The sequence below is a fragment of the Streptomyces sp. NPDC020983 genome, from assembly GCF_044333485.1.
Lineage (GTDB): Bacteria > Actinomycetota > Actinomycetes > Streptomycetales > Streptomycetaceae > Actinacidiphila.
Window position 1 is genome coordinate 15,136 of the sequence record NZ_JBIRRA010000002.1, and the last position, 23,280, is coordinate 38,415.

A 23,280-nucleotide genomic window follows, 5' to 3' on the forward strand; every position below is an offset into this window, starting at 1 on the left:
CGTCACTTCCGACGAGGACAGGGAGGGCCCATGGGACCCCGGATCAACGCACTCGCCACGGAGACCGGCCAGAAGCTCGTGAAGCACATGGTGGGCTGCGACCGCGCCCTGCGGGGCACGGAGCTGCCCGCCCACCTGCGCGACCTGGTGAACATCCGCGCGAGCCAGCTCAACGGCTGCGGCGGCTGCCTCGACATGCACGTCAAGGAGGCCGTGGCGGCGGGCGAGACGGCCGTGCGCCTCAGCCTCGTCGCCGCCTGGCGCGAGACCACCGTCTTCACCGAGGCCGAACGCGCCGCTCTCGAACTGACCGAGTACGGCACCCGCCTCGCCGACTCGGCAGGCGTCCCGGACGAGGTGTGGGCGGCGGTGGCCAAGCACTTCGACGAGGAGCAGCTGACCGCGCTGGTCGGCCAGATCGCCCTGATCAACGCCTTCAACCGGCTGAACGTGATCATCCGCCAGCCGGGCGGCGACTACGTGGCGGGCCAGGTGCCGCACTGAGCCCTGCGGGGCTTCGGTGGGGCGGGATTCCGTGCCGCCGGTGGGGGGGTGCCCGTGTGCGGGCGCCGGGGCGGGTGGTGTGCCCCGGTTGCGCCCGCTGCGGGCGGCGGGTGGGCGGGTGGGCTGCGGTGTACGGCGGCGGGCCGTGGTGCGTGGCGGGCCAGGTGCCGGGCTGAGCCCTGCGGGGCTTCGGTGGGGCGGGATTCCGTGCCGCCGGTGGCGGGCTGCCCCGGGTACGCGCAGGGGCGGGCGAGCGGGGCGCTGCCGGGTGGGCAACGCCCGCTCGCCGGGCGGCGTTACGGGCGGCAGACCGCGAACTGCGTGGCACCGTTGCCGCTGTGGGCCGCCGGATCCGTCGTGACGGTCACGCCGATGTACGGGTGCTTGGTGTCGGTCCTGAAGCTGTAGTTACCGGTGAAGGTGTAACTGCCCACCCCTGCCGGGAGCTTCGCCGTCTGGGACGGGGCCGTCGGGGAACCGCTCCGCGGCCGGACCGCATCGCTGCGCCACCACGTCAGCTTCAGCGTGCCGGACGCGCTGCCGTCGTAGGTGACGACGACCTTCGCGGACGCCTGGCTCGCGGCGCCGCCCTGGCCGAGGGCGCATGTGAGCCCCTCCACCCGCACGCTCGCGACCTGGGGGCCGTCCGGCTTCGCCGGGGCGGCGGGTGCGTGGGTGCTCGGCTCGGGCCTGGCCGGCGCCTTGGTCGCGTGCGGCCTCGGACTCGCGGTGGTGGGCGCGGCGGTGGGGCTCGACGTCGGGCTGCCGGAGGGCGAGGCCGTGGTGGGCGCCGCCGAGGGAGAGGCGCTCGCCGAGGACGGTGCGGGCGCGGTCGTCGGGTCGGCCGACGCGGCGCCGGGGTCGTCGCTGCCGCTGCTGCTCACCACCGCGGTGAGCGCGATCGCACCCGCGACGACGACCGCCGCGGCCGCGATGAGCAGCACGCGTGCCCGCCGCCCGAGCCGTCGCCGACCGGGCTCGCCGCCGTCGCCGTCCGCATCGACGCTGCCGAAGCCCTGCTGCTGAAGGTAGCCGGGCAGGGCGGCGTCGGCAGCGTCGGGAGCGGGGGCTTCCTGCTGTCCGGGGGCGCCGGCGCCGGGCTGCTCCTGGGCGGCTGCCTCAGGCGCGTCGGGCGCGTCGGGCGTGGGGGGCGCCGGCTCCTGGGCGGGGGCGCCGGTGGCCTGCGGGGGCGTCTGCTGGGCGGCCGCTTCCGCGGCGGGGGCGCCGGCCGCATCCGGACCGGGCTGCGGCGCGCCGGTCTGCGCGGCGGCGGCCGCGGCTCCGGCCTCCGCGGCGGGAGCCGCCTTCTTCGCCGCCGTCCGGCGCGCGGGCGCGGACTTCTGCGCGCCGGTCTTCGCCGCTGCCGCCGTACCGGCCGCCGCGGCGGCCTTGCGCGCGGGTGCCTTCTTCGCGCTCTTCGCCGCCTTCGCGGGTGCCGCCTTCGCCGGTGCCGTCTTCTGCGGCCCGCTCCCGTCGGCGGGCGCCGCGTCCTGCGGGGACGCTTCCACGCCGGAGCCGGCCTGCGCGGAAGGCTGCGCGCTCGCGGCCGCCGCCTTCCTGCGGGCGGGCGTCTTCTTCGCCGGGGGCGTGTCGCCCCCCTCGGCCGACGCGCCGGCCGCGGCCGGCTGCGGGGCCTTGGCGGCGGCGGCCTTGCGCGGCACGACGGCGATCTGCATCGTCGGGGCGTCCAGCGGGGCATCCGCCGCGGCGGGCGGCTGCGGCTGGGCGCTCTGCCCTGCGTTCGTGCCGGTGGCGGCGGCCTTGCGTGCGGCGGCCTTGCGCGCGGGCGCGGCTGCGGGCTGCGGCTGGGCGTCCTGCGTACCGGCGGCGGGGGCGGCCGTCTTGCGCCCGGCCGCGGTCTTCCGTGCGGGTGCGGCCGCGGGCTGCGGCGCGGCGGGCGGCGTGCCCGTACCCTCCGCGGGTGCCTGCGCCGGGGCAGCCGGGGGCAGGGGCTGGGGCTCTTGCGGGGTGGTGGGGGCGGCCGGGGTCACCGGGGCGGCGGGCGGCTGCGGGGACTTGGCAGGCGCCGCCTTGCGCGCACCGGCAGCCGTCCTGCGTGCGGCGGCGGACTTCTTCGCCGGCACCGCGTCCGCGGGCGGTTGCGGGCTCTTCGCCGGGGCGGTCTTCCGGGGTGCGGGGGCCTTCTTCGCGGGTGGGGCGGAGGCCTCGGGTCCCGCCGGGGCGGGGGGCTGCTCGCCGGGTATGCCGGTGCCGTCGTGCTGGTCTGCCACGTGATCCGCCCCTCGCGCCGCGCCTTGTGGAGAGGGGACACCCGTCGTACCCCTCGGTGCCCTGTGCCGTACTCGTCGGCGTCCGGCCGGCAGCCGGGCCGGGCTGCCGTGGCCCACGGGCTCGCGGGCAGCGTACGGGACGAGGCCGGGGTACGCAGCGGAGCCGCCGTGAGGGTCATGAGCGTACTGCCCGCGGCGTAGTGGCGCGGACCCGCCTCCCACCGTTCCCCCGGGGAGCCGGGGGAGCGGGGGAGGCGGGCCCGTGTCCGTGCCGCGCCCGTCAGGAGCCGGGCGCGGCCCTCAGTGCTTGTCGGCCGGTACGAGGATGCACAGCAGCGAGCACGCGACGGCCGACGACGGGTCGGTGGTCGTGTACGGCGTGCCGGGCGGCGAGTTGGCGGGGACGAAGCTCGCCGACGCCGTGTTCCTGACCGGCAGGGCGAGCAGGAAGGAGTCGCAGTAGACCTGCCTGCTGTCGCCCGCGGCGAGCGTGAAGCTGCCCGCGGCGTGCGAACACTGCGGTGTCGTCGGGTCGTTGACGGTCACGTCGGCGGCCGCGACGGGCCCGGCGTTGCTGACGGTGATGCGCCAGTGCGCCGTGCCGAGCAGCTGGAGCAGTCCGACGGGGCTGGACTTCACCCATGGCCCTGGCCCGCCCGGCGCGCAGTCATGCGGCGAGGTCGAGCCGCAGATCTCCTTGACGACGGTGACGTGCGGCCGGCACGCCGTTCCCGGCGCGACGGGCACGGTCACGGTGTTGGAGGTCAGCGCGCCCCCGGCGTCGGTGCCGCTCGCGGTGTCCTGGACCTGCGCGGTGGCGCAGTCCGTGGCGACGACTGTCCGGAGGCAGATCTGCGGTGCGTCTCCCTGGAAGCCGACGCTGAGCGACGGGTGCGCGCCGCCGGCGAAGTCGCTGGTGTCGGTGAGGCTGAACCGCAGGGTGACGGTGATCGACGGGTGCTGGGCGGCGGGGATGCCCGACAGGTCGATCGTGCCGTCCGAACCGAGCGCCGGGGTCGCGATGACGGTGCCGTCCGGGTCGGTCACGGCGACGGTGGTGGCGGCCGGGTCGGTGTGGGCGAGGTCGAGTCCGGTGAGCCGGGCCTGCGTGTAGGCGGCGGCGTGGCTCGCCCCGTCGCAGTAGAAGTCGGCGGGGGTGAGGGTCACGGACGCCCCGGTGTGCAGGCAGGGCGAGCCCCCGGTGGCCGGGTCCATCGAGAAGAGGATGCCCGCGTCGCCGAGCCCGTACAGGCAGCGGGTGGTGGCGTCGTAGGCGTACCCGTAGTCGCGCGTGGCACCGCCGTTGACGGCGGGGTGGCCGGCCGCGGCCGGGAATCCGGCGCAGGGCGCGGCGTGCGTCCAGCTGTAGCAGGTGGTGTTGCCGGGCAGCGGGCCGCCCCATTCGGGGAAGTAACTGCGGGTGTCCCCGCCTGCGGTGACGATCTCGGGGTTGAACACGAGCGTCCCGGCCGGGAGTTGGCCGAGTCCGGTGGCGGGGGCGGCGAGGGCGCCGCCGTCGAGGGTGAAGCAGCCGGTGGCCGGGGAGCTGCCCGAGGAGGCGGCGGTGCAGACCCCGTCAGGGGCGCCCGAGGCGTCGTAGGAGACGAAGGCGTTGTACGTGTAGGCGTTGGGGTCGGCCACGGCCGGGTGCGGGGTGGTCCAGCCCGCGCACACCGCGGCGGCGGCCGGGTCGTAGCAGCCCAGCGAGGTCGGCGTGCTGCCGTTCTGCGGCGAGGAGGAGGCGTAGACGCGGCCCGCGGCGACGGTCGTCCCGCCCTGGTAGAGGGAGTGGGTGGCGCCGGGCGTGTCGTGGTTGGGCGGCACGATCGCGGCGAAGGGCTGCCCGGTGCACGGGCTCCTGGACGCCATGTCGAGGCACAGCACCTCGCCGGTGCTGGCCACCCCGTACGCCTTGCCGTCGCCGGTGGTGACGAGGCCGGCCAGGCCGTTGGCGGCGCTGGGCGAGCCGGTCGACGACTCCAGCGCGACGTAGCCGCAGTTGGCGCGGGCGCCGAGGTCGAGGCAGCCCGCGCCGACGGAGTTCGCCGCGACCGCCGGGTAGTAGACGACTCCCGGGCGGTGCGGGTCCTGCACGTACTGCGGGGTGAGGGTGGTGAAGACGTCGCCGGTGCTGCCGCTGCCGAGCGGGCCCTCGGTGGTGTTGAGCGGACGCGGCCAGGGGCCGCCCGCGCAGGGCTGGCCGGAGGAGAGGTCGTTGCAGACCACGAGCGGGTTGGCGGGGCCGGTGTGGTGGTAGATGTTCCAGGCCTCGACGTCGCCGGAGGGCGCGCGGTAGAGGATCGGGCTGAAGCCGTCGCCGCCGGTGGCGCGGGCGGCGGCCTGCACGGGCGGCAGCAGGTCGCCGGTCACGGCGGTGCCGCCGCCGGTGCCGGCGGGGGCGGTGCCGCGCACCGCGGTGGTCGCGGCGCCCTGGTCGGTGCCGGTGAAGGTGCTGCCGTCGGCGGACCAGCCGGGGGTCCAGCCGGGCGGGACGTGCAGCGAGCCGGGCACGAAGGCCTGGCCCGCGCCGATCGGGTCGGTGATCGTCACGGGCGTCCCGGGTGACGGGGTGCCCTTGTAGCTGACGGTCCAGCCGAGCGTGTCGCCGTGCGCGGCCGGGATGCGGCCGGGGCTGGTGACGTTCTGGACGGTCTTGACCAGCGGACCGTCCGGTGGCGGCGGGGTGCCTCCGCCGCCGTGGGCCGTGGCGGGCGTGACGGAGCCGGCCGCCGCCGCGAGCAGGGCCGCCGAAAAGGCGACTCCCGTGCGAACGGCGAACCGGCGGGGTCTGCGGACAGGTGTCCGCGCCGGGGGCGCGGAATTGGAACGTAAGTGCCGGAGCATTGGTGTCCCCATTTCTTCTCGGTGTGCGCGGACGCCCTCGCCGGACCACGCGCGAACACGGTAGAGCAGGGGAAGGTGTGCAGGTCACCCGAACGAGCGAAAGGAAAGGGGACCTGAAAGTAATTCGCCGGGTGCTTTCGGAAAAAGGTGCGGAGCGGTGCCCGCGATGATGATTTCCGACCGCGGATGAATGAACGAGCGGAAAAAGAGCGGAGCGCACGCCGGGCGCGCGCGGGCGCCATTATCTGCTTCGTTTGTATGTTTGACGCAGGCGCCCTATGGTGCGCACAGCGGACCGGCCGTGTGGCTGTCGCGGGCCGGCCGCGGGCTGCCTGAGGAGGTGCGGGCGGGGGAGCGAGCAGGGGTCCGGGAGGCCCGGGGATCGGGCTTGGTACCGGGGGCGCGGCGGGGCGCGGGCGGGTGAACCGGCGGGAACGCCGACCGCCGGCGGACGGCCGCGACGGCCGGAGCGTACCGCCGAACGGTGGATCCCGTTCGGCCACTCGGGTGAATCGCGCGGGTCGGCGTGGGCGCTGGGGCTGATGGGGCATCACCGTGGTGAGTAAGGCGGGTGACCTGCCACTACAGCGCGGGCCCACCTGCCGTAGCGGGAGGTGAGCCATGATCACGAATGGCTTGTGGCGAACGGTGCAGCGGGCCATCGAATCCCCGGAGTTGACGGTCCGGTTGATCGCCATCCTGGTCACCATGGGCACGTGCGCCGCCGTTTTCGCCTGGCTCTGGAGAGCCTGACCCCTCCGTCCCGCCCCGGTCCCGTACGGGCGGTTCCGCCGCCGCCGACCCGGACGCGACCCGTCCGTCCACACCCTGTGGACGACGGTCCGCCCGTACGGGCCCGGGCCGCGGGGCGCAGGGCTCGGGCCTCCGGGTGCCGGTCCGGCGAGCCCGGAGCAGGAGCCGGGCGAGGTGTGCGGACCGGGGATACGGAATCCCCCGGAACCCGCCCGTCACTGCCGCCCGCCCAGCGTGCGGGCTCAACTCCCGTCCCTGTTCAGCGAATTGGAGCCGCCAGAAGCCCCTGGCATAGTCGACCACCATGAACACCGAATCCTTCTGGGCCGTCCTGGAGGAATCGCGGCAGCACGGGTCCGGCGGCGACAGGCGCGACGCCTGGCTGCGCGACAGCCTCGCGCGGCGCACCGGCGACGAGATCGTGGCCTTCCAGGCCTGCCTCGACGAGCTGACCGACCTCGCCCTCACCTGGGACCTGTGGGCCGCCGCCGACCGGATCTTCGGCGGCTGGTGTTCCGACGACACCTTCCGCTCCTTCCAGCACTGGATGATGGGCCTCGGCCGGAGCGTCTTCGAGGCCGCGGTGAACGACCCGGACGTGCTCGGCTACGCCGCGGAGGTGCTGCGGCTGGCCGGCCGGCCCCGTGCCGCCTGGCCCGCCGCCGAGCGGCCCGCGTGGACCTTCCTCGACACGGTCGGCCTCACCGCCTACGAAGTGGCCACCGGCCCCTCCGGGGACTTCGGCGACTCCTTCTACGCCGCCGTCCGGGCCGCCCGCTGTCGTCCGCCCGCCCTGGACGGCGCCCGCCCGGCGGCCGGCGGCCGGGGGCCCGGCACCCCGCCCGTCCCGGCCGACGGGCCCGGCCCCTCCGGGCGCCGCTGGTCCGCCCTCGACGAGGCGGAGGCGGCCCGGCGGCTGCCCCGGCTCAGCGTCCTCTTCCCCCTCGGTGAGCCCTTCCCCCTCGGCCCCCCCGGCGGTGCCGGCGGCCACCCCTCCCCGTAGCGCACCGGCCCGCCCGTCCGTGCGCGGGGCGACGCAGGCCCGTCCGGACCGGGGCGCGCCCGGGGGGCTGGTCAGACGCCGTTGACCAGCCGGATGTAGCGCACCCAGTCCCAGTTGGGGCCCGGGTCGGTGTGGTCGGTGCCGGGCACCTGGGCGTGGCCGATGATGTGGCTGCGGTCCTTGGGGATGCCGTACTTGTCGCAGATCGCCGCCGTCAGCGCCGCGGAGGAGTGGTACATCGCGGTGGTGAAGTAGGACGGCTGGTCGACCCAGCCCTCGTGCTCGATGCCGATGCTGCGGGTGTTGTAGTCCCAGTTGCCCGCGTGCCAGGCGATGTCGTGCTCGCGGACGCACTGGTCGATCGCGCCGTCCGCGGAGCGGACGACGTAGTGGGCGGCGGCCGCGTGCGACGGGTCCTGGAAGAGGGAGATGGTGTCCGCGAAGGTCTCCTGGGTGACGTGGATGACCACCATCTGGATCGGGTAGCTCGTCGGCCGGTTGGAGGCGGTGTAGTTGGAGGTGCTGGCCGGCGCCCAGGCGGCCGACGGGTAGTCGACCGTGGTGGCGGCGGGGGCGGAACCGGGCCACAGGCCGGCGGCCAGGCCCGCGGTGGCGGCGGCACCCAGGCCGATACCACCGCGGAGCAGTGAACGGCGGCTGGGCTCCGCGGAGTCGGGGCGATGCATGGGGGCTCCCTGAGGCGTCATGGTGTGGACGAGTGCATGACAAGAACATCGGGCCCGCCCATCGTGCGGCTCACGCCCCGGGCGTGCCAAGGGATTCGCGAAATGGCACAGGTGCAGACCACTGGAGGGCCTGCGCCGCGCCCGCGCGCGTCCCGGCCCTCCGTGCGCGGGCACCGGCCCCCGCCGCGGCGGGCTCCCCATGCGCCGCCGCCGTCACCAAGCGTTCACCTTGCGTGAACAGCTCTGCTCCTTCCGGTAACAACTGGCGAACACTCACATCACCGCCCGGCCACGCCAGGTGTCCGCTTCCTCCACTCTCCATATGCCCTGCCCGATTGCTTCCCACCCCCAACTCTCCGATTCGGCTTGGAAAACCCGTCCGGCTCTATTAACGTTCGATAACGCAGCGCGGTCGTCACTGCCGCCGACAGGCGGCACCGTGCGCTTGCCGAATCCCGTCCGCGGGAACCGGGGACCCGCCCTTCCGTCACCACGGAAGGGGTCCAATGGGGTGAATCGGGGGGCCGTCAGGCCGTCCGTAGGAGACCTTCCTGCTCCGAACCCGTCAGCTAACCCGGTAGGCGAGAAGGAAGGAAAGGAGTGCGCCCCCGTGGCGTCCAACCAGCCTGCCTACGCTCCGACCCCGGTGGCAGAACCGACCGGGCAGTGGCACTTCGGAGAGCCCGGCGAGCGTTTCTCGCCGGACGCCACCGGATTCTTCCCCGGCGCCCCCGAGGCCCAGGACCTCCAGGCCCTCACCGGCCCCGCCGCCCCCCTCCCGGCACCCGCCGCAGTCCCCGCCCCCGTGGCCCCCGCGCCGGCCGGCTCCCCCCGGCCCGCGGCAGAAGGCCTCCCGGGCGACGGCTCGCGCAGCCAGCCGCGCCTGCCCCGGCAGCGCGGCGGGCTCCCGGGCCTGAGCAGCGCGGCCACCGTCGGCTCGGCCGTGCTCGGCATGGCGGCGATGGCCGCCGTCGGCGCCGGCGGAGTGGCCGCCGCGGCCGAACCGCCCGCCGCCGCCCCGCCGATCGCGGCCCCGGACGCGCCCGCCGCGCCCACGGCCCCGGCCGCCCCCGCCCCCGCCGTTCCGCTGCCGGACGTCGCGGTCGGCACCCCGTCGTACGACCCCGCGGCCGTCACCCGGGCGGCCGCCGCCGCGCCCGCCGCCCCGCGCACCACCGAGGCCCCGGACGCCCCGTGCGCCGAGCCCGCCGCGGAGTCCGCCGACCCCGGCGAGGCGCTGTGCAACCGCATCATCGCCCAGGTCACCCGGCAGCGCGCCGACGCCGAGCGGCACGCCCGCGAGGCCACCGAGCGGATCGCCGCGGAGCAGGCGGCCAAGGAGGCCGCGGCCCGCAAGGTGCGCGAGCAGGCCGCCGCCGCCAAGGCGGAGGCCGAGGCGAAGGCCAGGGCGGCCGCCGAGGCCGCCGCGCAGGCCGAGGCGGAGCGGCTCGCGAAGCTCGCCGCCTCCTACGTCCGGCCGGTCGCCTCGTACACGCTCACCAACGCCTTCGGCGAGTCCGGCAACGCGTGGGCCACGCACACCGGCCAGGACTTCGCCGCCCCCACCGGCACCCCGGTGCACGCCGTCCACACCGGCACGGTCACCTCGGCCGGCTGGGCGGGCTCGTACGGCTACCGCGTGGTGCTGCGGCTCGACGACGGCACCGAGCTCTGGTACTGCCACCTGTCGACGATGGTCGCCACCGGCGGCCGCGTCACCACGGGCGACACGATCGGCCGGGTCGGCGCGACCGGCAACGTGCCGGGCCCGCACCTGCACCTCGAAGTACGCCCCGGCGGCGGCGCCCCCATCGACCCGGTGCCGTGGCTCCACGGCCATGACGTCGCCGTCTGAAATCCGGCGCGAAACGCCGTGTCGAAACGCACTCACGTGCGGATATCCGCGCATAAACTAGGCGGGCAGGAACACGCTCGCCGGAGCCGGGCGGAGGCGGCACGCGGCCGCCTCCCGGCACCGGGGAGCCGCTGAAGACGCACGACGGAAACACGGCAGGAGTACGGTCACGGCACGGGCCCAGCGCCCGTCACGGCCCCCAGGAGCCGCCGCGGCCCCGGCGTTCACCCCCCCCGACGCCGGGGCCGTCGGCATCTCCGGCCCCGGCTCCTCTGCCGCTGCCGGGCGGTCAGGCGCCGCCCGCCGGCGCCGTCTCCCGCCCGCCGTCCTCCGCCGGAGCCGCGAAGCCCGCCGCGAGGCCGACCAGGGCGACGAGGTCGGCCCGGTCCGTGGCGCCGTCCAGGGCGCGGTACTCGACGGCCGCGAGGATCGCCATCCGCTCGTTCAGCCCCCACTGCGGGTAGGGGTCGGCCGCGAGCAGCTCCGCCGCGAGGACGGGCAGCGGGCGGCCCGCCGCGTGCCCGCGGTGGATGACCGCCCGCAGGTCCAGCAGGTAGTCCGCGTAGCGCCGTACGTCCGCGGGCGTCATCACCGGGCCGTGCCCCGGCACGACGACCCGCGGGTCGCACTCCAGGATGCGCATGCACGCGGCGTGCACGGACTCCAGCGGCCCCGCCCAGTGCACCGGGTGGTCCTCGTTGAAGACGACGTCCCCCGCGCACACCACGCCCTCCTGCGGCAGGTGCACGATCAGGTCGCCCGCGGTGTGCGCCGGGCCGACCTCGATCAGCCGCACCGCCACCCCGTCGACGTCCAGGTCCAGTTCGCCGCTGAAGGTGCGGTTCGGGTGCAGCGTCGTGACCCCGCCGAAGTCCCCGTAGCGGGCGAAATGCCGCTGCATGTACGCCCCCAGGGGCGTCGCCGGGTCGCCGGCCGCCACCAGGCCCGCCAGCACGGCGGGCTCCGGCTCCGCGCACAGGTGCTCGCCGTTCGCGGCCGTGGCGATGACGTCGGCGCCCGGGAAGAGCCCGTTGCCGTAGGAGTGGTCGCCGTTGCCGTGGGTGTTGACGACGGTACGGACCACGTAGCCGCCGTCGCCGTCGCCGTCCTGGCCCAGCCCGGCGACGAGCCGCTGCAGCTGCCGCGTCATCCCGGCGGTGTACGGGGTGTCGACCAGCAGCGCGGTGCCGGGGCGGCCGGTGCCCCGCCCGGTGACCACGACGCAGTTGGCCATGCCCCAGGTCGCGTGGCCGTCCGGCAGCCACGCGTGGACATGGGGCGTCAGCGACCGCAGCGCATGCGGAAGAGGAAAGCTCATGGGGCCCAATTGTGCGGCCCAGCAGGGCTTTTCGCCGTATCGGCGGCCTGTCGGCCCCCTTCGGCCGCCACCGTCACCTCCGCCTTCCCAGCCGCCCCAGCCGCATCGGCGCCGGCGAGGCGGCGGCCGCCGCCCACGAGCCCCTCCGGATCCACGGGCGCCGACGCGGGCGCCGTCAGCGCCGGACCGTGCCGCGGCTCCTCCCCCTGGTCGAAGAGGACGAACATCAGCCGCCCGCCGGGCACCCCGAACGGTCCCGCCGTGCACAGCGTCACCCACCCCGGCCCCAGCTCCGCGTGCACCAGCGGCAGCGCGCTCTCCGCGCGCGGCCCTATGTACTCGCCGGTGGGCGCCTCCAGGAACGGCGCGACGACCGGATCGCGCATCGCGTCCGCGTGCAGCTGCGCCAGCGGCCGGTCGTGCGGGTTGGCCACCAGAGCGGCGCGCAACTGCGGCACGAGCCGCGGCAGCCAGCTCTCCGCCCAGTCCCCGAGGACCTCGCGGGCCGCCGGGTCCAGCAGCATCCAGCGCATCGTGTTGCCCGGCACCTCACGGCGCGGGAAGAGCCGCGCGAAGGCCGCGTTGTACGCGACGACGTCCCAGGCCGCGTCGTTGACGTACGCCATCTCGTGCGAGCCGCGCAGCACCCGCTCCCAGGGGCTCGGCACCGCCCTGCCCAGCTCCGGATCCAGCCGGTACGCGGGCGGCACACCTGTCGCGTAGAGGACCAGCGCCTCCCACTCGTGGTCCGACAGGCGCAGTATGCGCGCGACGGGCTCCAGCAGCTCCGCCTCGATCGCGGCCAGCCGGCCGCGCTCCACATAGCCGTACTTGTGCTCCGGCCAGCCCAGCAGCCGCGTCATGTGCTCGTGCGTCAGGCCGGTGACCTTGCGCCCGCGCGGATCGGCGCGTGGCGCGAGTCCGAACTCGCCCGGGTCGACCCGGGCCCGGGCCCGGGCGAGCAGCGTCTGCATCGCCTCGCGGTCGCGCACTTGCCCTCACGGCTCCCTCCCGGTCCGCGCCCCTCACAGGTCGCGCGGGTCGACCTCCCGGGCGAGCTTGTACCCGGCCTCGAAACGGCTTCCCGCGTCCAGCCGTTCCATCAGCGCGGCCATCACCGACTGTACGTCCGGTGTGGTGATACCCAGCTTTCTGGCGATCCTGTCATCGCTGTAGCCATTGGTCATCAACCGGATCACCGCCCGCTCCCGCTCCCCGAGCTGGGCGTGGTGCGGACCCGGCGACATACGCGACAGGGGAGTGCCGCGCCGCCAGTACGACTCGTACACCGCCGCGAAGGACGACCCCAGCAACGCCCCGCTGACCCGCACCAGCGGCGGTTCCTCCGCGCCCGGCACCGCCGCGCGGGCCGCCAGGCACACCGTGTGCCGGTCGAAGACCATCAGATCGTGCGGCAGGTGGTCCAGCACCCGCACGCTCACCCCGGCGTCCGACACCTGCCGCAGCCACGCGGCCTTCTCCGGCTCCGCCAGCAGCGCCCGCGGGTACATCGCCCGCACCCGCACCCCGCGCCCCGACATCGACGCCGCGGCCTCCACCTCCGCCTGCCCCGGCCCGCCCACGAGCATCCCGTCGGCGGTCTCCACGACGGACCCCGCCATCTCCCCGAGCAGGCTCCCGTACTCCTCGCCCGCGGGCCGCTCGTACCGCTCCACGGCCAGCCGCTCCGGGAGCCCCTCCACATCCAGCCGGACCACCGACCCCCACGCCTGCCGCCCACCCCCCGCACCGGCCTGAACCTCTGGCTCCACAGCCCCACCTCTCCTCAACTCACCCCGCCTGACGCCCGGCCGCCCGCCACCCCTCCCCACCGCCACCGGGCGCGCAGGGAGCCGTGCCGTCGCCTGTCGCCCCGTCAGATACAGAGTGTTACAGGGGTGTCACGCGTTTTCCAGGCCGAATCCGTCGAGGAAATGAACCTCCCATACCCATGTGATTGGGGCGAGCCGACCGGGCGGGCGCACCGTCCGGGCGTGCGGCTGCGCGCGGGGACGTCAACCGGCTGCGATCGCCGAGTACGTCCACACGTCGGCCGGCATGCGATGCCGCAGATCCCAGACGATCCCCATCGGCCTGCTTCCGCGGTACTCGACGAACTCCGCCGGGCCGAGCAGCATCCACGGCTGCGGGCCCCCGATGTCCGTGTGCTTGAAGCGTCGGACGAACAGCAGCACGTGGGTGCCGCGTTCGCGGTGCGTGCGGTAGCGGATCCCGGTCGCCGAGGTGTCGGACGTCGTGCTCTGGCTCTCCCAGTGGAATCGGGTCTCGCTCATCGCGAAGTCGCGGTATCGCGTCTGCGGGGAGAAGTCCTTCGCGTCCTTCTCCAGCGTCACGAACAGGGCGTCGGTGGCGATGTCGGGGCACCACCGGACGCCCTCCCGGAAGTTGCTCGGCGTGTAGCCGCCCAAGACCGTCTGGCGGAGCGCCGTGAGTATCTCCTCGCGGTTGTACGAGCCGTGGACGGACAGGGGCAGTCCGGTGTGATCACCGAGGAGCGGGACGGGGACATGCTCTGTGTGGGCAAGGTTGTACGCGAGGAGCTGCCGTACCTCGTCGCGGAACGCCTCCTGTGCGACCAGCGAACGCAGGGCCGTGCCGTAGTCGGTGAAGCCGCCACCGCTGGGCCAGAGGGAGAAGACGAGCATGCGGGCGTAGGCCTGGAGTTGCGGATCGAGGCTCTCGTACCCCGGGGCGCCGTCGGCGAGGAGGCGGGTGTAGGCGTCGATCCGCACGGGGTCGTCGACGTGGTGGAAGGCGGGGGTGCGCTTGAGGAGGCGGTCTTCCCCGGGGGGTGCGTCATCGGGGAGCATCCGGGCGCGTCGCAGGAGGCCCGTCCACGAGTTGCCGCCACGGTAGACCTGCCGTAGGTCGCGGCCGCTTTCCCTGAGGTAGTCGGCCAGCGCCGGCTGGGAGTACTCAGCGATCTCCCGGGCCAGTTGCGGCGCGTTGACGCCGATGCGGTCCCTGATGTTCTTGAGGACGCGCTCCTTGGCCTTGCGTTCGAGGATGATCTGGCAGCCCGAGGGGAGCTGCGGGAAGTCCTGCTCCACGCTGGCGGCGAGTCGGCTCCGGCGGAGGTTGGTCAGAGCGGCGAACTGTGCTTCGAAGGTGAACTCGGCGCGGTGCTGGCCGATGAAGTCAAGGATCGTCACGACGGCTTTGCCCTCGGTTCTCCGCAGGCCGCGGCCGAGTTGCTGGAGGAAGACGGTGGCACTCGACGTCGGCCGCAGGAGGAGCAGCGTGTCGACGTCCGGGATGTCCAACCCCTCGTTGAGCAGGTCGACGGAGAAGATCGCCTGGAGTTCGCCGGTCGCCAACTTCGCCAGCGCGTCGCGCCGGTCGTTCCGCGGGGTCTCTCCGGACAGGGCGACGGCCTTCAGGTTCGCCTCCCGGAAGCAGGCCGCCATGTGGTGGGCGTGATCGACGGAGACGCAGAAGCCGAGGGCCCGCATCGCCGTGGGATCGGCGACCTTGTCCCGCACGGCCCTCAGGACGAGCCGCGCGTGCGCCGTGTCGCCCGTGAGGAGCCTGCTCAGTTCCGTCGCGTCGTAGCCCAGGGAGCTCCGCCGCCAGGTCACCCCCGTGAGGTCCGTGGTGTCGGTGACGCCGAAGTAGTGGAACGGGCTCAGGAGGTCGTTCTCCAGGGCCTCCCACAGGCGCATCTCGGCGGCGATCCTGCCGTCGAAGAACTCGTCCTGGACGCTGGGGCCCTGCATCCGTTCAGGTGTCGCCGTGAGACCCAGGAGCTCGATGGGTGCGAAGTGCTCGATGATCCTGCGGTAGGTCCTCGCCGTCGCATGGTGGAACTCGTCGATCACGATGACGTCGAAGTGGTGCGGGTCGATCTCCTGCAGGCGTTCGGCTCTGAGCGACTGGACGCTGGCGAAGACGTGGTTCCAGTCCTTCGGGATGTCCCCGGTGTGCAGGGCCTCACCGAGGTTGGCGTTCCCCACGACCTCCTGGTAGGTGCGCATCGACTGTTCCAGGATCTCCCGCCGGTGCGCCACGAACAGCAGTCGCAGCTCACGCCCGAGCTTCTTCTGGAGGGAGCGGAAGTCGAGAGCGGCCATGACGGTCTTGCCCGTGCCCGTCGCCGCCACGAGCAGGTTCCGGTGCCGGTCGTGCACCTCACGCTCGACCGCCAGCCGCTCCAGCATCTCCCGCTGGTACGGGTACGGCCGCACGTCGAGGCCGGAGAGGGTCAGCGCCGGGCGGGCGCCGGCCCGCATGCCCCCGGCCGCAACGCCGAGCGCTCGCGTGAGCCGGTCCCCGTCACGGGCCGGGTCGTACGACTCGAAGGCCGGTTCGCTCCAGTAGGAGTCGAAGGTGGCCTCGAACTTCCGCATCACCGCCGGGGTGGCCACCGAGGAGAGCCGTACGTTCCACTCCAGACCGTCGACCAGTGCCGTGCGTGACAGGTTCGAACTCCCCACGTAGGCCGTGTCGAATCCGGACCTGCGGTGGAAGAGCCACGCCTTGGCGTGCAGCCGGGTGGTCCTCGTCTCGTAGTTGACCTTGACCTCGGCTCCGAACTCACGGACCAGGCGGTCGAGAGCGCGCCGCTCGGTCGCGCCGATGTACGTCGTCGTGATGACCCTGATCCTCACCCCGCGCTCGCGGGCGGCTCTGAGCTGCTCTTCGAGGACCCGCAGACCGTGCCACTTCACGAAGGCGCAGAGCAGGTCGATGCTGTCGGCCGTCGCCATCTCCGCGCGCAACTCGAAACCGAGGTTCGGGTCCTCCGGGGAGTTGGTGATGAGTGCCGTCTCCGAGAGCGGTGTCGCCGGACGGTGGATCTCGTAGACCCCGGGTGCCTTCCGCTCGGCGATCGCCAGCAGTTGGCGTGGCCCGTCCACGACCGCGCTGGTCCACTCCTCGCCGCCCGGCAGTGCTCCGAGGGACGTGAGGATCTGGTTGGTGGCCGCCACCTGGTCGGCGGGCGGGAGATCGCGGAGCACCTGGTGGACGGTGGTACCGACATGCCGGGCGAGGACGTGTGCCGAAGACTCCGGGCGCACCTGACCGTCGACCGCGTGGAGCCCGAGGGCGCTCAGCTGGGCCATCCGCTCGGCGACGCTCCGGGTGATCAACTTCTCGTAGATGCCCGTCGCCGGCTCGTCGAGCCCTTCAGCATCTGTGGTGCCCGCCATCGCACATCCCCCAGCCTCGCAGCGTCCGGGTCCTTTCTAACAGCAGGTGCGGACAGGCAGGGCGGTTCAGGACGTCGCCGGGTAGGGGCGCAGCTCGGTTGTCTGGAGAGTCCCGGGGCTCGAACGGGGCCGTCGTCTCCTCGGCGAATACGGCGTAGGGAACGACGAGCACGTCGGGCCGCCGGAGTCTGCCCCGCGCACGCTGTCGGGCGCGTGCTTCGCCGGTTCTTCCGCGACGGCCCGCATGCGTGCCCAATCCATGGGGCCGTTCTCCTACACCTGCCATCCCTGCGGCGGTTTGTACGGCGTGGGGGCGGCGTAAGGGGGCGGGGGGTACGGGGGTGGCCATGGGGTGGAGGGGCGGGGGGCCGGGAAGGGTGGGGGCCAGGGGAGGGGGGTGGAGTGGAGGAGGGCGGGCTGGGCCAGGCGGCGGTGGTGCCAGAGGTGGCGGAGGAGTTCGGACTCGCGGGCGGCGTAGTCGGCGGGCTTGCGGCCGCGGGCCGCGGCGGCGCGGAGGAAGGCCAGGTGGGTGGCGTAGGCGGCGTAGTCGCGCACGGCGCGGGCGCCGGTGTCGCCGTGGTGGCGGCGGGCCAGGTCGCGGGCGTCGCCGCGGATGCTCATGGAGGCCAGGGCGACGGGTTCGCGGGGGGCGAGCCAGCCGGCTGCCGCGTAGGGGGCGAGGTGTTCGCGCACGGTGCGGAACTGGGCCGCCCGGGCCCAGAACGTCAGGGCGACGAGCAGGCCGAAGACCGGGATCATGACGGACACGTAGACGGTCAGGAAGGTCACCGGGGACAGCTGCGAGGAGCCGTTCCACGAGCCGTGCAGCACCATCGCGACGAGCCAGCCGCCGACGGGCGCGATCCAGCGCAGGGGGCTGCGGGCGCGGCTGGTCGCGGCGATGGCGAAGCCGAGGCCGGTCATCGACGTGAAGAGCGGGTGCGCGAAGGGCGTCATGAGCACCCGGACGATGAAGGTGCCCAGGGTGGTGGAGCTGAGGATGCCTGCGCCCACGGCCTTGTCCTCGCCGAAGGCGGTGCCGAGGTAGAGGATGTTCTCGGTGAAGGCGAAGCCGGTCGCGACGAGTCCGGCGAGCACGATGCCGTCGAGGAGCGATTCGAAGTGGCGCCGTCGGAAGGCGTAGAGCAGCAGGATCGCGGCGCCCTTGGCCGTCTCCTCGACGAGCGGGGCGACGAACGTGGCGCCCCACCGGTCGGACTGCGTGGGCGTCGCGGACAGGGTGTTCGCCAGGAGCTTGGCGCCGTACTCGTTGGCGAAGAGGGCGACCAGCGTCGCGGCGCACGAGCCCCAGGCGAAGGCGAACACGACGTTCTGCCAGGGGCTGGGCGCGGCCCGGTCGAGCCACAGGAAGCCCGACACCAGCAGTGGCACGGGCAGTACCGCGAGCGTGGATCCCACCAGGAAGGGTTCGGTCCCTATGTGGTGCCGCACCACCGCGAGGATGACGACCCCGCACACCGCGAGGGCGGTGAACAGCGCACCGGTGCGTACGGCCCGGCTCTCCCAGAAGGGCTTGCGCGGCGCGTAGTGCACGGAGGGCGGCGGGGGCGTCGCGGGCCCGTACGTGTGCTCGCCGGATGAGCCGCCCGGCATTTCCGGATCGGGCGGCGAGGACGAGTACGAGTACGTGGCCACGCGTCGACAGTACGGGGCGGGCGCCCTGCTCCGCGAGGGTACCGGGCAGGTCGTGGCGCCGGGCCGCGGAAGCCGGCGGGCTCAGACGCGCGTGAAGAGGAGGTCGCGCACGACGTGGCCCTTCGCGAGTCCCTGCCGCTCGAACTTCGTCATGGGCCGGAAGTCCGGCCGCGGGGCGAAACCTTCCGCCGGGTGGGAGTTGACCAGTCCCGGCGCGGCGCTGAGGACCTCCAGCATCTGCTCGGCGTACGGCTCCCAGTCCGTCGCGCAGTGCACGACCGCGCCGGGACGCAGCAGCGGGGTGACGAGCGCGAGGAAGGACGGCTGGATCAGCCGCCGCTTGTGGTGCTTGGCCTTGGGCCAGGGGTCGGGGAAGTAGACGCGCAGCCCGGACAGCGAGGCGGGCGCGAGCATGTCGCGCAGCAGGACGATCGCGTCGCCGTTGGCCACCCGGACGTTCGTCAGGCGGGCGCGGTCGGCGAGGGCGAGGAGGTTCCCCTGCCCGGGGGTGTGGACGTCGACGGCGAGGATGCCGGTGCCGGGGTCGGCGGCAGCCATCTGCGCGGTCGCGTCGCCCATCCCGAAGCCGATCTCCAGTACGACGGGCAGGTCGGCGGAGCCGAAGAGGGCGGCGAGGTCCAGGGGGCTGCCGTCGAGCTCGACGCCCCACGTGTCCCAGTGCCGGTCGATCGCGGCGGCCTGCGCCTGGGTGATACGGCCGCGGCGCGCGTGGAAGGACCGGATGCGGTGCTCCTCGCGCGAGCCGGCCGGATCGGCCGCGGGCCCGTCCGGGAAGCGGGCCGCGATCCGGCCCGCCGGACGCGGCGCACCGCCTCCGGGCGCCGTGGCGGGGGAGGCGGGGGCGTGGGGGGCAGGCGCGGGGGCGTGGGGGGCAGCGGATGAGGTGGACACAATGGATCCGATTCTACGGGAGTACGCCCGGAGCTCCGGTGCTGGTCAGAGCGCCGGGACGAGGGCGGCACGGAGCCGGCGGGACCCCCGGGGCCGGGGCCGCGCGCCTGTGCGGGTCGGAGGACGGCCCGGGCCCGGCGCGGGGCGGCGCGCGGGGGACCGGGCGGGTCAGAGGGCGGCGAGGGCGCGGCGGGCGACCTCGCGGCCGATCGGCAGGGCGGCGGTCGCGGCGGGGGAGGGCGCGTTGAGCACGTGGACGAAGGGCGGCGAGCCGGCGAAGCGGAAGTCGTCGACGAGTGTCCCGTCCGGCAGGACGGCCTGGGCGCGTACGCCCGCGGGGGCGGGCCGCAGGTCGCCGGGGCGCAGCGCGGGCAGCAGGCGGCGGGCGTCGGCGGTGAAGGCCCGCTTCGACAGCGAGCGCCGCAGCTCGCCTGCCTCCTGCCGCCAGTGGCGTCGGGCGATCCGCCAGGCGCCGGGGTAGCCGACGGTGTCGGCGAGGTCGCGCGGCCGCACCGTCCACCGGCGGTAGCCCTCCCGGGCGAGGGCGGGCACGGCATTGGGGCCGACGTGGACGCCGCCGCGTACGTCCCGGGTGAAGTGCACGCCCAGGAAGGGGAAGCCGGGGTCGGGTACGGGGTAGACCAGGCCGCGTACGAGCCCGCGGCGGGCCGGCGCCAGCTCGTAGAACTCACCGCGGAAGGGCACGATGCGCAGCCCGGGGTCGTCGCCGGACAGCCGTGCGAGGCGGTCGCTGTACAGGCCCGCGCAGTTGACCAGCACCTTCGTGCGGAGGACCGGCCCGTCCGGCGCCGTGGTGAGGGTGACGGCGCCGCCGTCCGTGCGGCCGACCGCGGTGACGCGCAGCCCGTAGCGCAGGTCGCAGCCCGCCTCCGCGGCCAGCCCCGCGAGGGCGGCGGCGACACCGCCGAAGTCGCAGATGCCGGTGGAGGCGACGTGGATCGCGGCGAGCCCGGCGATCTCCGGCTCCAGGTCCGCGATCTGCGCGGGGCCCAGCTCCCGTACGGCGAGCCCGTGCTCGCGGCCGCGCTGGACCAGGGCGTGCAGCCTCGGCAGCTCACCTTGCGCCGTGGCGACGACGAGCTTGCCGGTGATCTCGTACGGGATGCCGTGGCCGGCGCAGAAACGCGGTGTCTCGGCGGCTCCGGCGAGCGCGTAACGGGCCTTGAGCGACCCGGGCGGGTAGTAGATGCCGCTGTGGATGACGCCGCTGTTGCGCCCCGTCTGGTGCCGGCCCGGCCCGGCCTCCTTCTCGACGACGGCGACCCGCAGGGCGGGCTCGGCGCGCGTCAGGGCGTAGGCGGTGGACAGGCCCACGACGCCGGCACCGACGACCGTCACGTCGTACGGCTCACCGTGAGCCGCGCTCCTCGGGGACAAGGGGACACTCCCTGCGGTTGCGTTGCCGGATGCGGTGGGGGTGCTGGTGATCAACGTACGCGCTGCGCGACGGATCGCGGGCCAAGCCGCCCGCCGGAGGGGGCTCCTGTCGCGCGGCGCGGCCCCCGGGGAGGGCGCGGTCGCGCCGCCGGGCGGGCGTTTCAGGGGGCGGGTGGGGGGTTTCAGGGGCGTGGGGAACCGTGCGCGCGACATCCCACCGGCCGGGTGGTCCGGACACGACAGCGACTGCCCCCTCGGCCGGTGACGCCCCCCCGCCGCCGTGGCCGGTCGCGCGTTTCCCGCGCCCCCTCGGGAACGCGCCCCCGCGGCAGCGCATGACGCGCGCCTGGCGGAGGGCGGCACCCCGCGCAGGGGCCCTACGCGGGAGCGGCCAGGAGCGGCCGCGCGCGTTCGCGGAGTTCCAGCACGCGCGGCTCGTCCGCGTACGGCTCCAGGCGGTGGAGCAGGTCGCGGACGTATTCCGTGGTGCGGGCCGAGGAGATGCGCCCGGCGACCTCGACGGCCTTCGCCCCGACCGCGCAGGCCGCGTCGAGGTTGCCGGATTCGAGCTCGGCGACGGCGGAGACGACGAGCCGCAGCCCGTGCGAGCGGATGAACTCCTCCGTGGGCCGGGCCAGCGCGTGTTCGGTGAAGCGCTGGACCTGCCGCGGGATGCCGAGGTCGCGGTAGCACTCGGCGGCGTCGGCGGCGAGCCGGTCGTAGGAGTAGAAGCCCAGCCAGTGCGGGTCCGCGTCGCCCTCGCGGGCGCGTTCGAGGAGCGCTTCGGCGGCGGCGAGCGAGGCGCCGCAGGCCGCGGCCTCGCCGGCCTTGGCGTGGGCGCGGGCTTCGACGAGGTGGAAGAAGCTCATGGTGCGGGCGGTGGCGAGCCCGCGGTTGCGTTCGAGGGCGGCCTGGGCGAGGTCGACGCCTTCGTCGGCGAAGTTGCGGTAGGTGGCCTGGAGGGACATGGAGGCGAGGACGTAGCCGCCGAGCGGCACGTCGGCGGCGGCGCGGGCGAGCCGCAGCGCCTGGATGTAGTAGCGCTGGGCGGCTTCCTGCTGGCCGGTGTCGAAGGCCATCCAGCCCGCGAGACGGGTCAGTTCGGCCGTGGCGCCGAACAGGGCGCGGCCGACGTCGTCGCTGTAGGAGCCCAGCAGCAGGGGCGCGGCCTCGACGCGCAGGCACTCCGGCACCATGCCGGACCGCCAGTCGCCGCCGCCGTACTTGGAGTCCCAGCGGCGGGCGTCCTCGGCGGCCTCGCGGAGCTTGGCGACGTCGGTGTGGCCGACGTGCGCGGTGCCGGGCGCCGGGGCGTCGCGGGCGACGGTGGCGTCGGCCGGGGTGATGAGCCAGCGGGAGGCCGGCGTGACGTAGGCGCTCACGGCGAAGGAGCCGGCCAGGCTCTGCCAGATCCCGTTGCTGCCGGGGCCGCGGCGGCCGGCCAGGTCGAGCTTCCACAGGTCGGTCGCCGACTTCACCGCCTCGCCGACGTCCCGCGGGAAGGCGAGGCCGACCTCGGGGGCCGGATCGGCGTCGGCGAGGCCTATCTCGTGCAGCGGTACGGGCCGCCCGAGCTTGCCGGCGATGGCCGCGGCGATCAGGTGCGGCGCGGCACCCTGCGGCACCATGCCCTTGGCGACCCAGCGGGCGACGGACGTCTTGTCGTAGCGCAGCGTCAGGCCGCGCTGGGCGCCGAGGTCGTTGACGCGGCGGGCGAGACCGGCGTTGCTTATTCCGGCGAGACCGAGAAGGGCGCCGAGTTTCTCGTTCGGCCCGCGGTGTTCTCTGTTCACTGCGGTTCACCTCGTGATGCCGCTGGGGGCAGGCCGGCGGGCCTGGTGGGTCGGCGGGGTGGCGGGGGTCACCCTCCCCTGGTGCCCGATTCAGCCACCGCGGGGCCCTGTTGGCGGCGAGCGCGGTGCCTGAGCCGGTTGTCCGAGCCGCACGTACGGGTGCGAACCGGATACACCCAGCGTAGTTCGCCGCCTCCCTACCGTTAAGGGTCTCGGGTCGGATGGCGCGAATCCAGCCCCTTACCGGAACGCGGATTTGGTCCGGAAAGCGCCGCCCGTGACCCTCCCCGGCGGCCGGACGGATGCCACCGGGAAGCCGGCCGGGGGCGCGTTCGCACGGGCGCTCCGCGCGTGCTCCCGGTATATGTGGCCGTGCGCCCGGCCGTGCGCTCTGTGCCGTGCCGAACGGCGGTTGTTGCATGGGGAGCCGTGGGTCGGCCCGCGCTTCCGCCAGGCGGCTATGGCGGTGTGTGCGGCGGGCCAGCGAGTTCCGCCGCCACAATCCCCGCGGGTGGCGGACCGGCCCGGGAGGCGTTGAGCCGTCTCCCGGGCCGTGAGTTCCGGGTGCCGAGTGCCCCGGCGCCATCCCGCGCAGGCCGCCCCCGGCCTGCCCCGCCCGCCCTTCGGGCCTGCACGGACCGCGGTGTGCGGCACGGGCGTCGCGGGCGCGGCGGGGCCTTGACGCACCCCCCGCGCCCGCGCCCGGCGCCGTCTCCTAGCAGAGGTGTGCGCCGGCGTGCGCGCGCCACGCCGGTGCGCGGCTGCCGGTGTCGCGGCCGAAGATCGGCGGCGGAAAACGATCGTGCGGAAGACCCCCTGCCGTGCGGCATATCCCGCCCGGCATGTGCCGTTCCCGGTCCGAAAAGTTGGCGCGATTGCGACGTTTCACCTGAGCCGCAAGTTCCGGATTCCGTCGCTGTCCGCAACATCCCGATTACGTACGCGGGTTGCCCGGTGGCCGAGGTGCTCCCGGGGGCCGCCCCGGGGGCACCCGGACCCGTTCGCGAGCCGCCCGGCGGTGCGCATATGCCGCATGGCTGTGTAGGGCGCACGAACCGGCGCACCCGGGAGCACTCATGCGCCTCCTTGCGCGCGTGCTCATGGCAGCATGGACTTTCGGACGTCAGACGTGGCGGCACGGCGGGGCGAGGCGCGC

At 74.7% G+C, this 23,280-nt stretch carries 14 protein-coding genes and 1 riboswitch; of the genes, 3 read left to right on the top strand and 11 right to left on the bottom strand.

Features of this window, described 5'->3' with window-relative positions:
- The first annotated feature begins 30 nt into the window (after positions 1-30).
- Positions 31-504, top strand: coding sequence for a carboxymuconolactone decarboxylase family protein (locus ACH4SE_RS03715; protein ID WP_398541648.1), 474 nt, complete (start codon positions 31-33; stop codon positions 502-504).
- Positions 505-800: 296 nt separating this feature from the next.
- Here the strand turns inward: ACH4SE_RS03715 and ACH4SE_RS03720 are convergent, their stop codons facing one another.
- Both ACH4SE_RS03720 and ACH4SE_RS03725 read right to left on the bottom strand, forming a co-directional pair.
- A complete protein-coding gene (locus ACH4SE_RS03720; RefSeq protein ID WP_398541649.1) occupies positions 801-2,735 on the bottom strand; it encodes a hypothetical protein in 1,935 nt (644 codons plus the stop codon).
- A gap of 300 nt (positions 2,736-3,035) precedes the next feature.
- On the bottom strand, positions 3,036-5,579 hold the full coding sequence (locus ACH4SE_RS03725) for a hypothetical protein (RefSeq protein ID WP_398541650.1): 2,544 nt from the start codon (positions 5,577-5,579) through the stop codon (positions 3,036-3,038).
- A 1,057-nt stretch (positions 5,580-6,636) separates the two neighbouring features.
- On the opposite strand from ACH4SE_RS03725, the gene ACH4SE_RS03730 reads away from it, so the two are divergent.
- Positions 6,637-7,335, top strand: coding sequence for a DUF4240 domain-containing protein (locus tag ACH4SE_RS03730; RefSeq protein WP_398541651.1), 699 nt, complete (start codon positions 6,637-6,639; stop codon positions 7,333-7,335).
- A 71-nt stretch (positions 7,336-7,406) separates the two neighbouring features.
- On the opposite strand, the gene ACH4SE_RS03735 is transcribed toward ACH4SE_RS03730, so the two are convergent.
- Positions 7,407-8,021 carry an N-acetylmuramoyl-L-alanine amidase gene (locus ACH4SE_RS03735; RefSeq protein ID WP_398541652.1) on the bottom strand — a complete coding sequence of 205 codons (615 nt, stop codon included), beginning with the start codon at positions 8,019-8,021 and terminating at the stop codon, positions 7,407-7,409.
- Positions 8,022-8,457: 436 nt separating this feature from the next.
- Positions 8,458-8,620: riboswitch (cyclic di-AMP (ydaO/yuaA leader) on the top strand.
- A gap of 47 nt (positions 8,621-8,667) precedes the next feature.
- On the opposite strand from ACH4SE_RS03735, the gene ACH4SE_RS03740 reads away from it, so the two are divergent.
- Positions 8,668-9,876 carry a M23 family metallopeptidase gene (locus ACH4SE_RS03740; protein WP_398541653.1) on the top strand — a complete coding sequence of 403 codons (1,209 nt, stop codon included), beginning with the start codon at positions 8,668-8,670 and terminating at the stop codon, positions 9,874-9,876.
- 289 nt (positions 9,877-10,165) lie between these two features.
- Here ACH4SE_RS03740 and ACH4SE_RS03745 read toward each other — a convergent pair whose 3' ends face one another.
- The 8 genes from ACH4SE_RS03745 to ACH4SE_RS03780 form a co-directional block, all read right to left on the bottom strand.
- Positions 10,166-11,194, bottom strand: a complete 1,029-nt coding sequence (locus ACH4SE_RS03745) for an MBL fold metallo-hydrolase (protein WP_398541654.1) — start codon at positions 11,192-11,194, stop codon at positions 10,166-10,168.
- Positions 11,191-12,186, bottom strand: coding sequence for an XRE family transcriptional regulator (locus ACH4SE_RS03750; RefSeq protein WP_398541655.1), 996 nt, complete (start codon positions 12,184-12,186; stop codon positions 11,191-11,193). Before ACH4SE_RS03750 ends, ACH4SE_RS03745 begins: the two co-directional genes overlap by 4 nt.
- 33 nt (positions 12,187-12,219) lie before the next feature.
- The gene (locus ACH4SE_RS03755) at positions 12,220-12,966 is read right to left on the bottom strand and encodes a LuxR C-terminal-related transcriptional regulator (RefSeq protein WP_398541656.1); all 747 of its coding nucleotides are present in this window, start codon (positions 12,964-12,966) and stop codon (positions 12,220-12,222) included.
- A 243-nt stretch (positions 12,967-13,209) separates the two neighbouring features.
- Positions 13,210-16,365 carry a DUF3427 domain-containing protein gene (locus ACH4SE_RS03760; RefSeq protein ID WP_398541657.1) on the bottom strand — a complete coding sequence of 1,052 codons (3,156 nt, stop codon included), beginning with the start codon at positions 16,363-16,365 and terminating at the stop codon, positions 13,210-13,212.
- Between the two features lie 273 nt (positions 16,366-16,638).
- Positions 16,639-18,021, bottom strand: a complete 1,383-nt coding sequence (locus ACH4SE_RS03765; RefSeq protein WP_398541658.1) for a PrsW family intramembrane metalloprotease — start codon at positions 18,019-18,021, stop codon at positions 16,639-16,641.
- Between the two features lie 81 nt (positions 18,022-18,102).
- Positions 18,103-18,933, bottom strand: coding sequence for a tRNA (guanosine(46)-N7)-methyltransferase TrmB (gene trmB / locus ACH4SE_RS03770; protein WP_398541659.1), 831 nt, complete (start codon positions 18,931-18,933; stop codon positions 18,103-18,105).
- A gap of 168 nt (positions 18,934-19,101) precedes the next feature.
- Positions 19,102-20,331 (bottom strand): L-2-hydroxyglutarate oxidase, encoded by a 1,230-nt coding sequence (gene lhgO, locus ACH4SE_RS03775; RefSeq protein ID WP_398541660.1) that lies wholly within the window; start codon positions 20,329-20,331, stop codon positions 19,102-19,104.
- Between the two features lie 377 nt (positions 20,332-20,708).
- Positions 20,709-22,124, bottom strand: a complete 1,416-nt coding sequence (locus tag ACH4SE_RS03780; protein ID WP_398541661.1) for an MFS transporter — start codon at positions 22,122-22,124, stop codon at positions 20,709-20,711.
- Positions 22,125-23,280: the final 1,156 nt, after the last annotated feature.

What these genes read in the sequence shown, in the direction of transcription:
- ACH4SE_RS03725 (WP_398541650.1), bottom strand. Translation starts at nt 5,579, where the DNA reads ATGCTCCGGCACTTACGTTCCAATTCCGCGCCCCCGGCGCGGACACCT.
- ACH4SE_RS03730 (WP_398541651.1), top strand. Translation starts at nt 6,637, where the DNA reads ATGAACACCGAATCCTTCTGGGCCGTCCTGGAGGAATCGCGGCAGCAC.
- ACH4SE_RS03735 (WP_398541652.1), bottom strand. Translation starts at nt 8,021, where the DNA reads ATGCATCGCCCCGACTCCGCGGAGCCCAGCCGCCGTTCACTGCTCCGC.
- ACH4SE_RS03715 (WP_398541648.1), top strand. Translation starts at nt 31, where the DNA reads ATGGGACCCCGGATCAACGCACTCGCCACGGAGACCGGCCAGAAGCTC.
- ACH4SE_RS03760 (WP_398541657.1), bottom strand. Translation starts at nt 16,365, where the DNA reads ATGGCGGGCACCACAGATGCTGAAGGGCTCGACGAGCCGGCGACGGGC.
- ACH4SE_RS03745 (WP_398541654.1), bottom strand. Translation starts at nt 11,194, where the DNA reads ATGAGCTTTCCTCTTCCGCATGCGCTGCGGTCGCTGACGCCCCATGTC.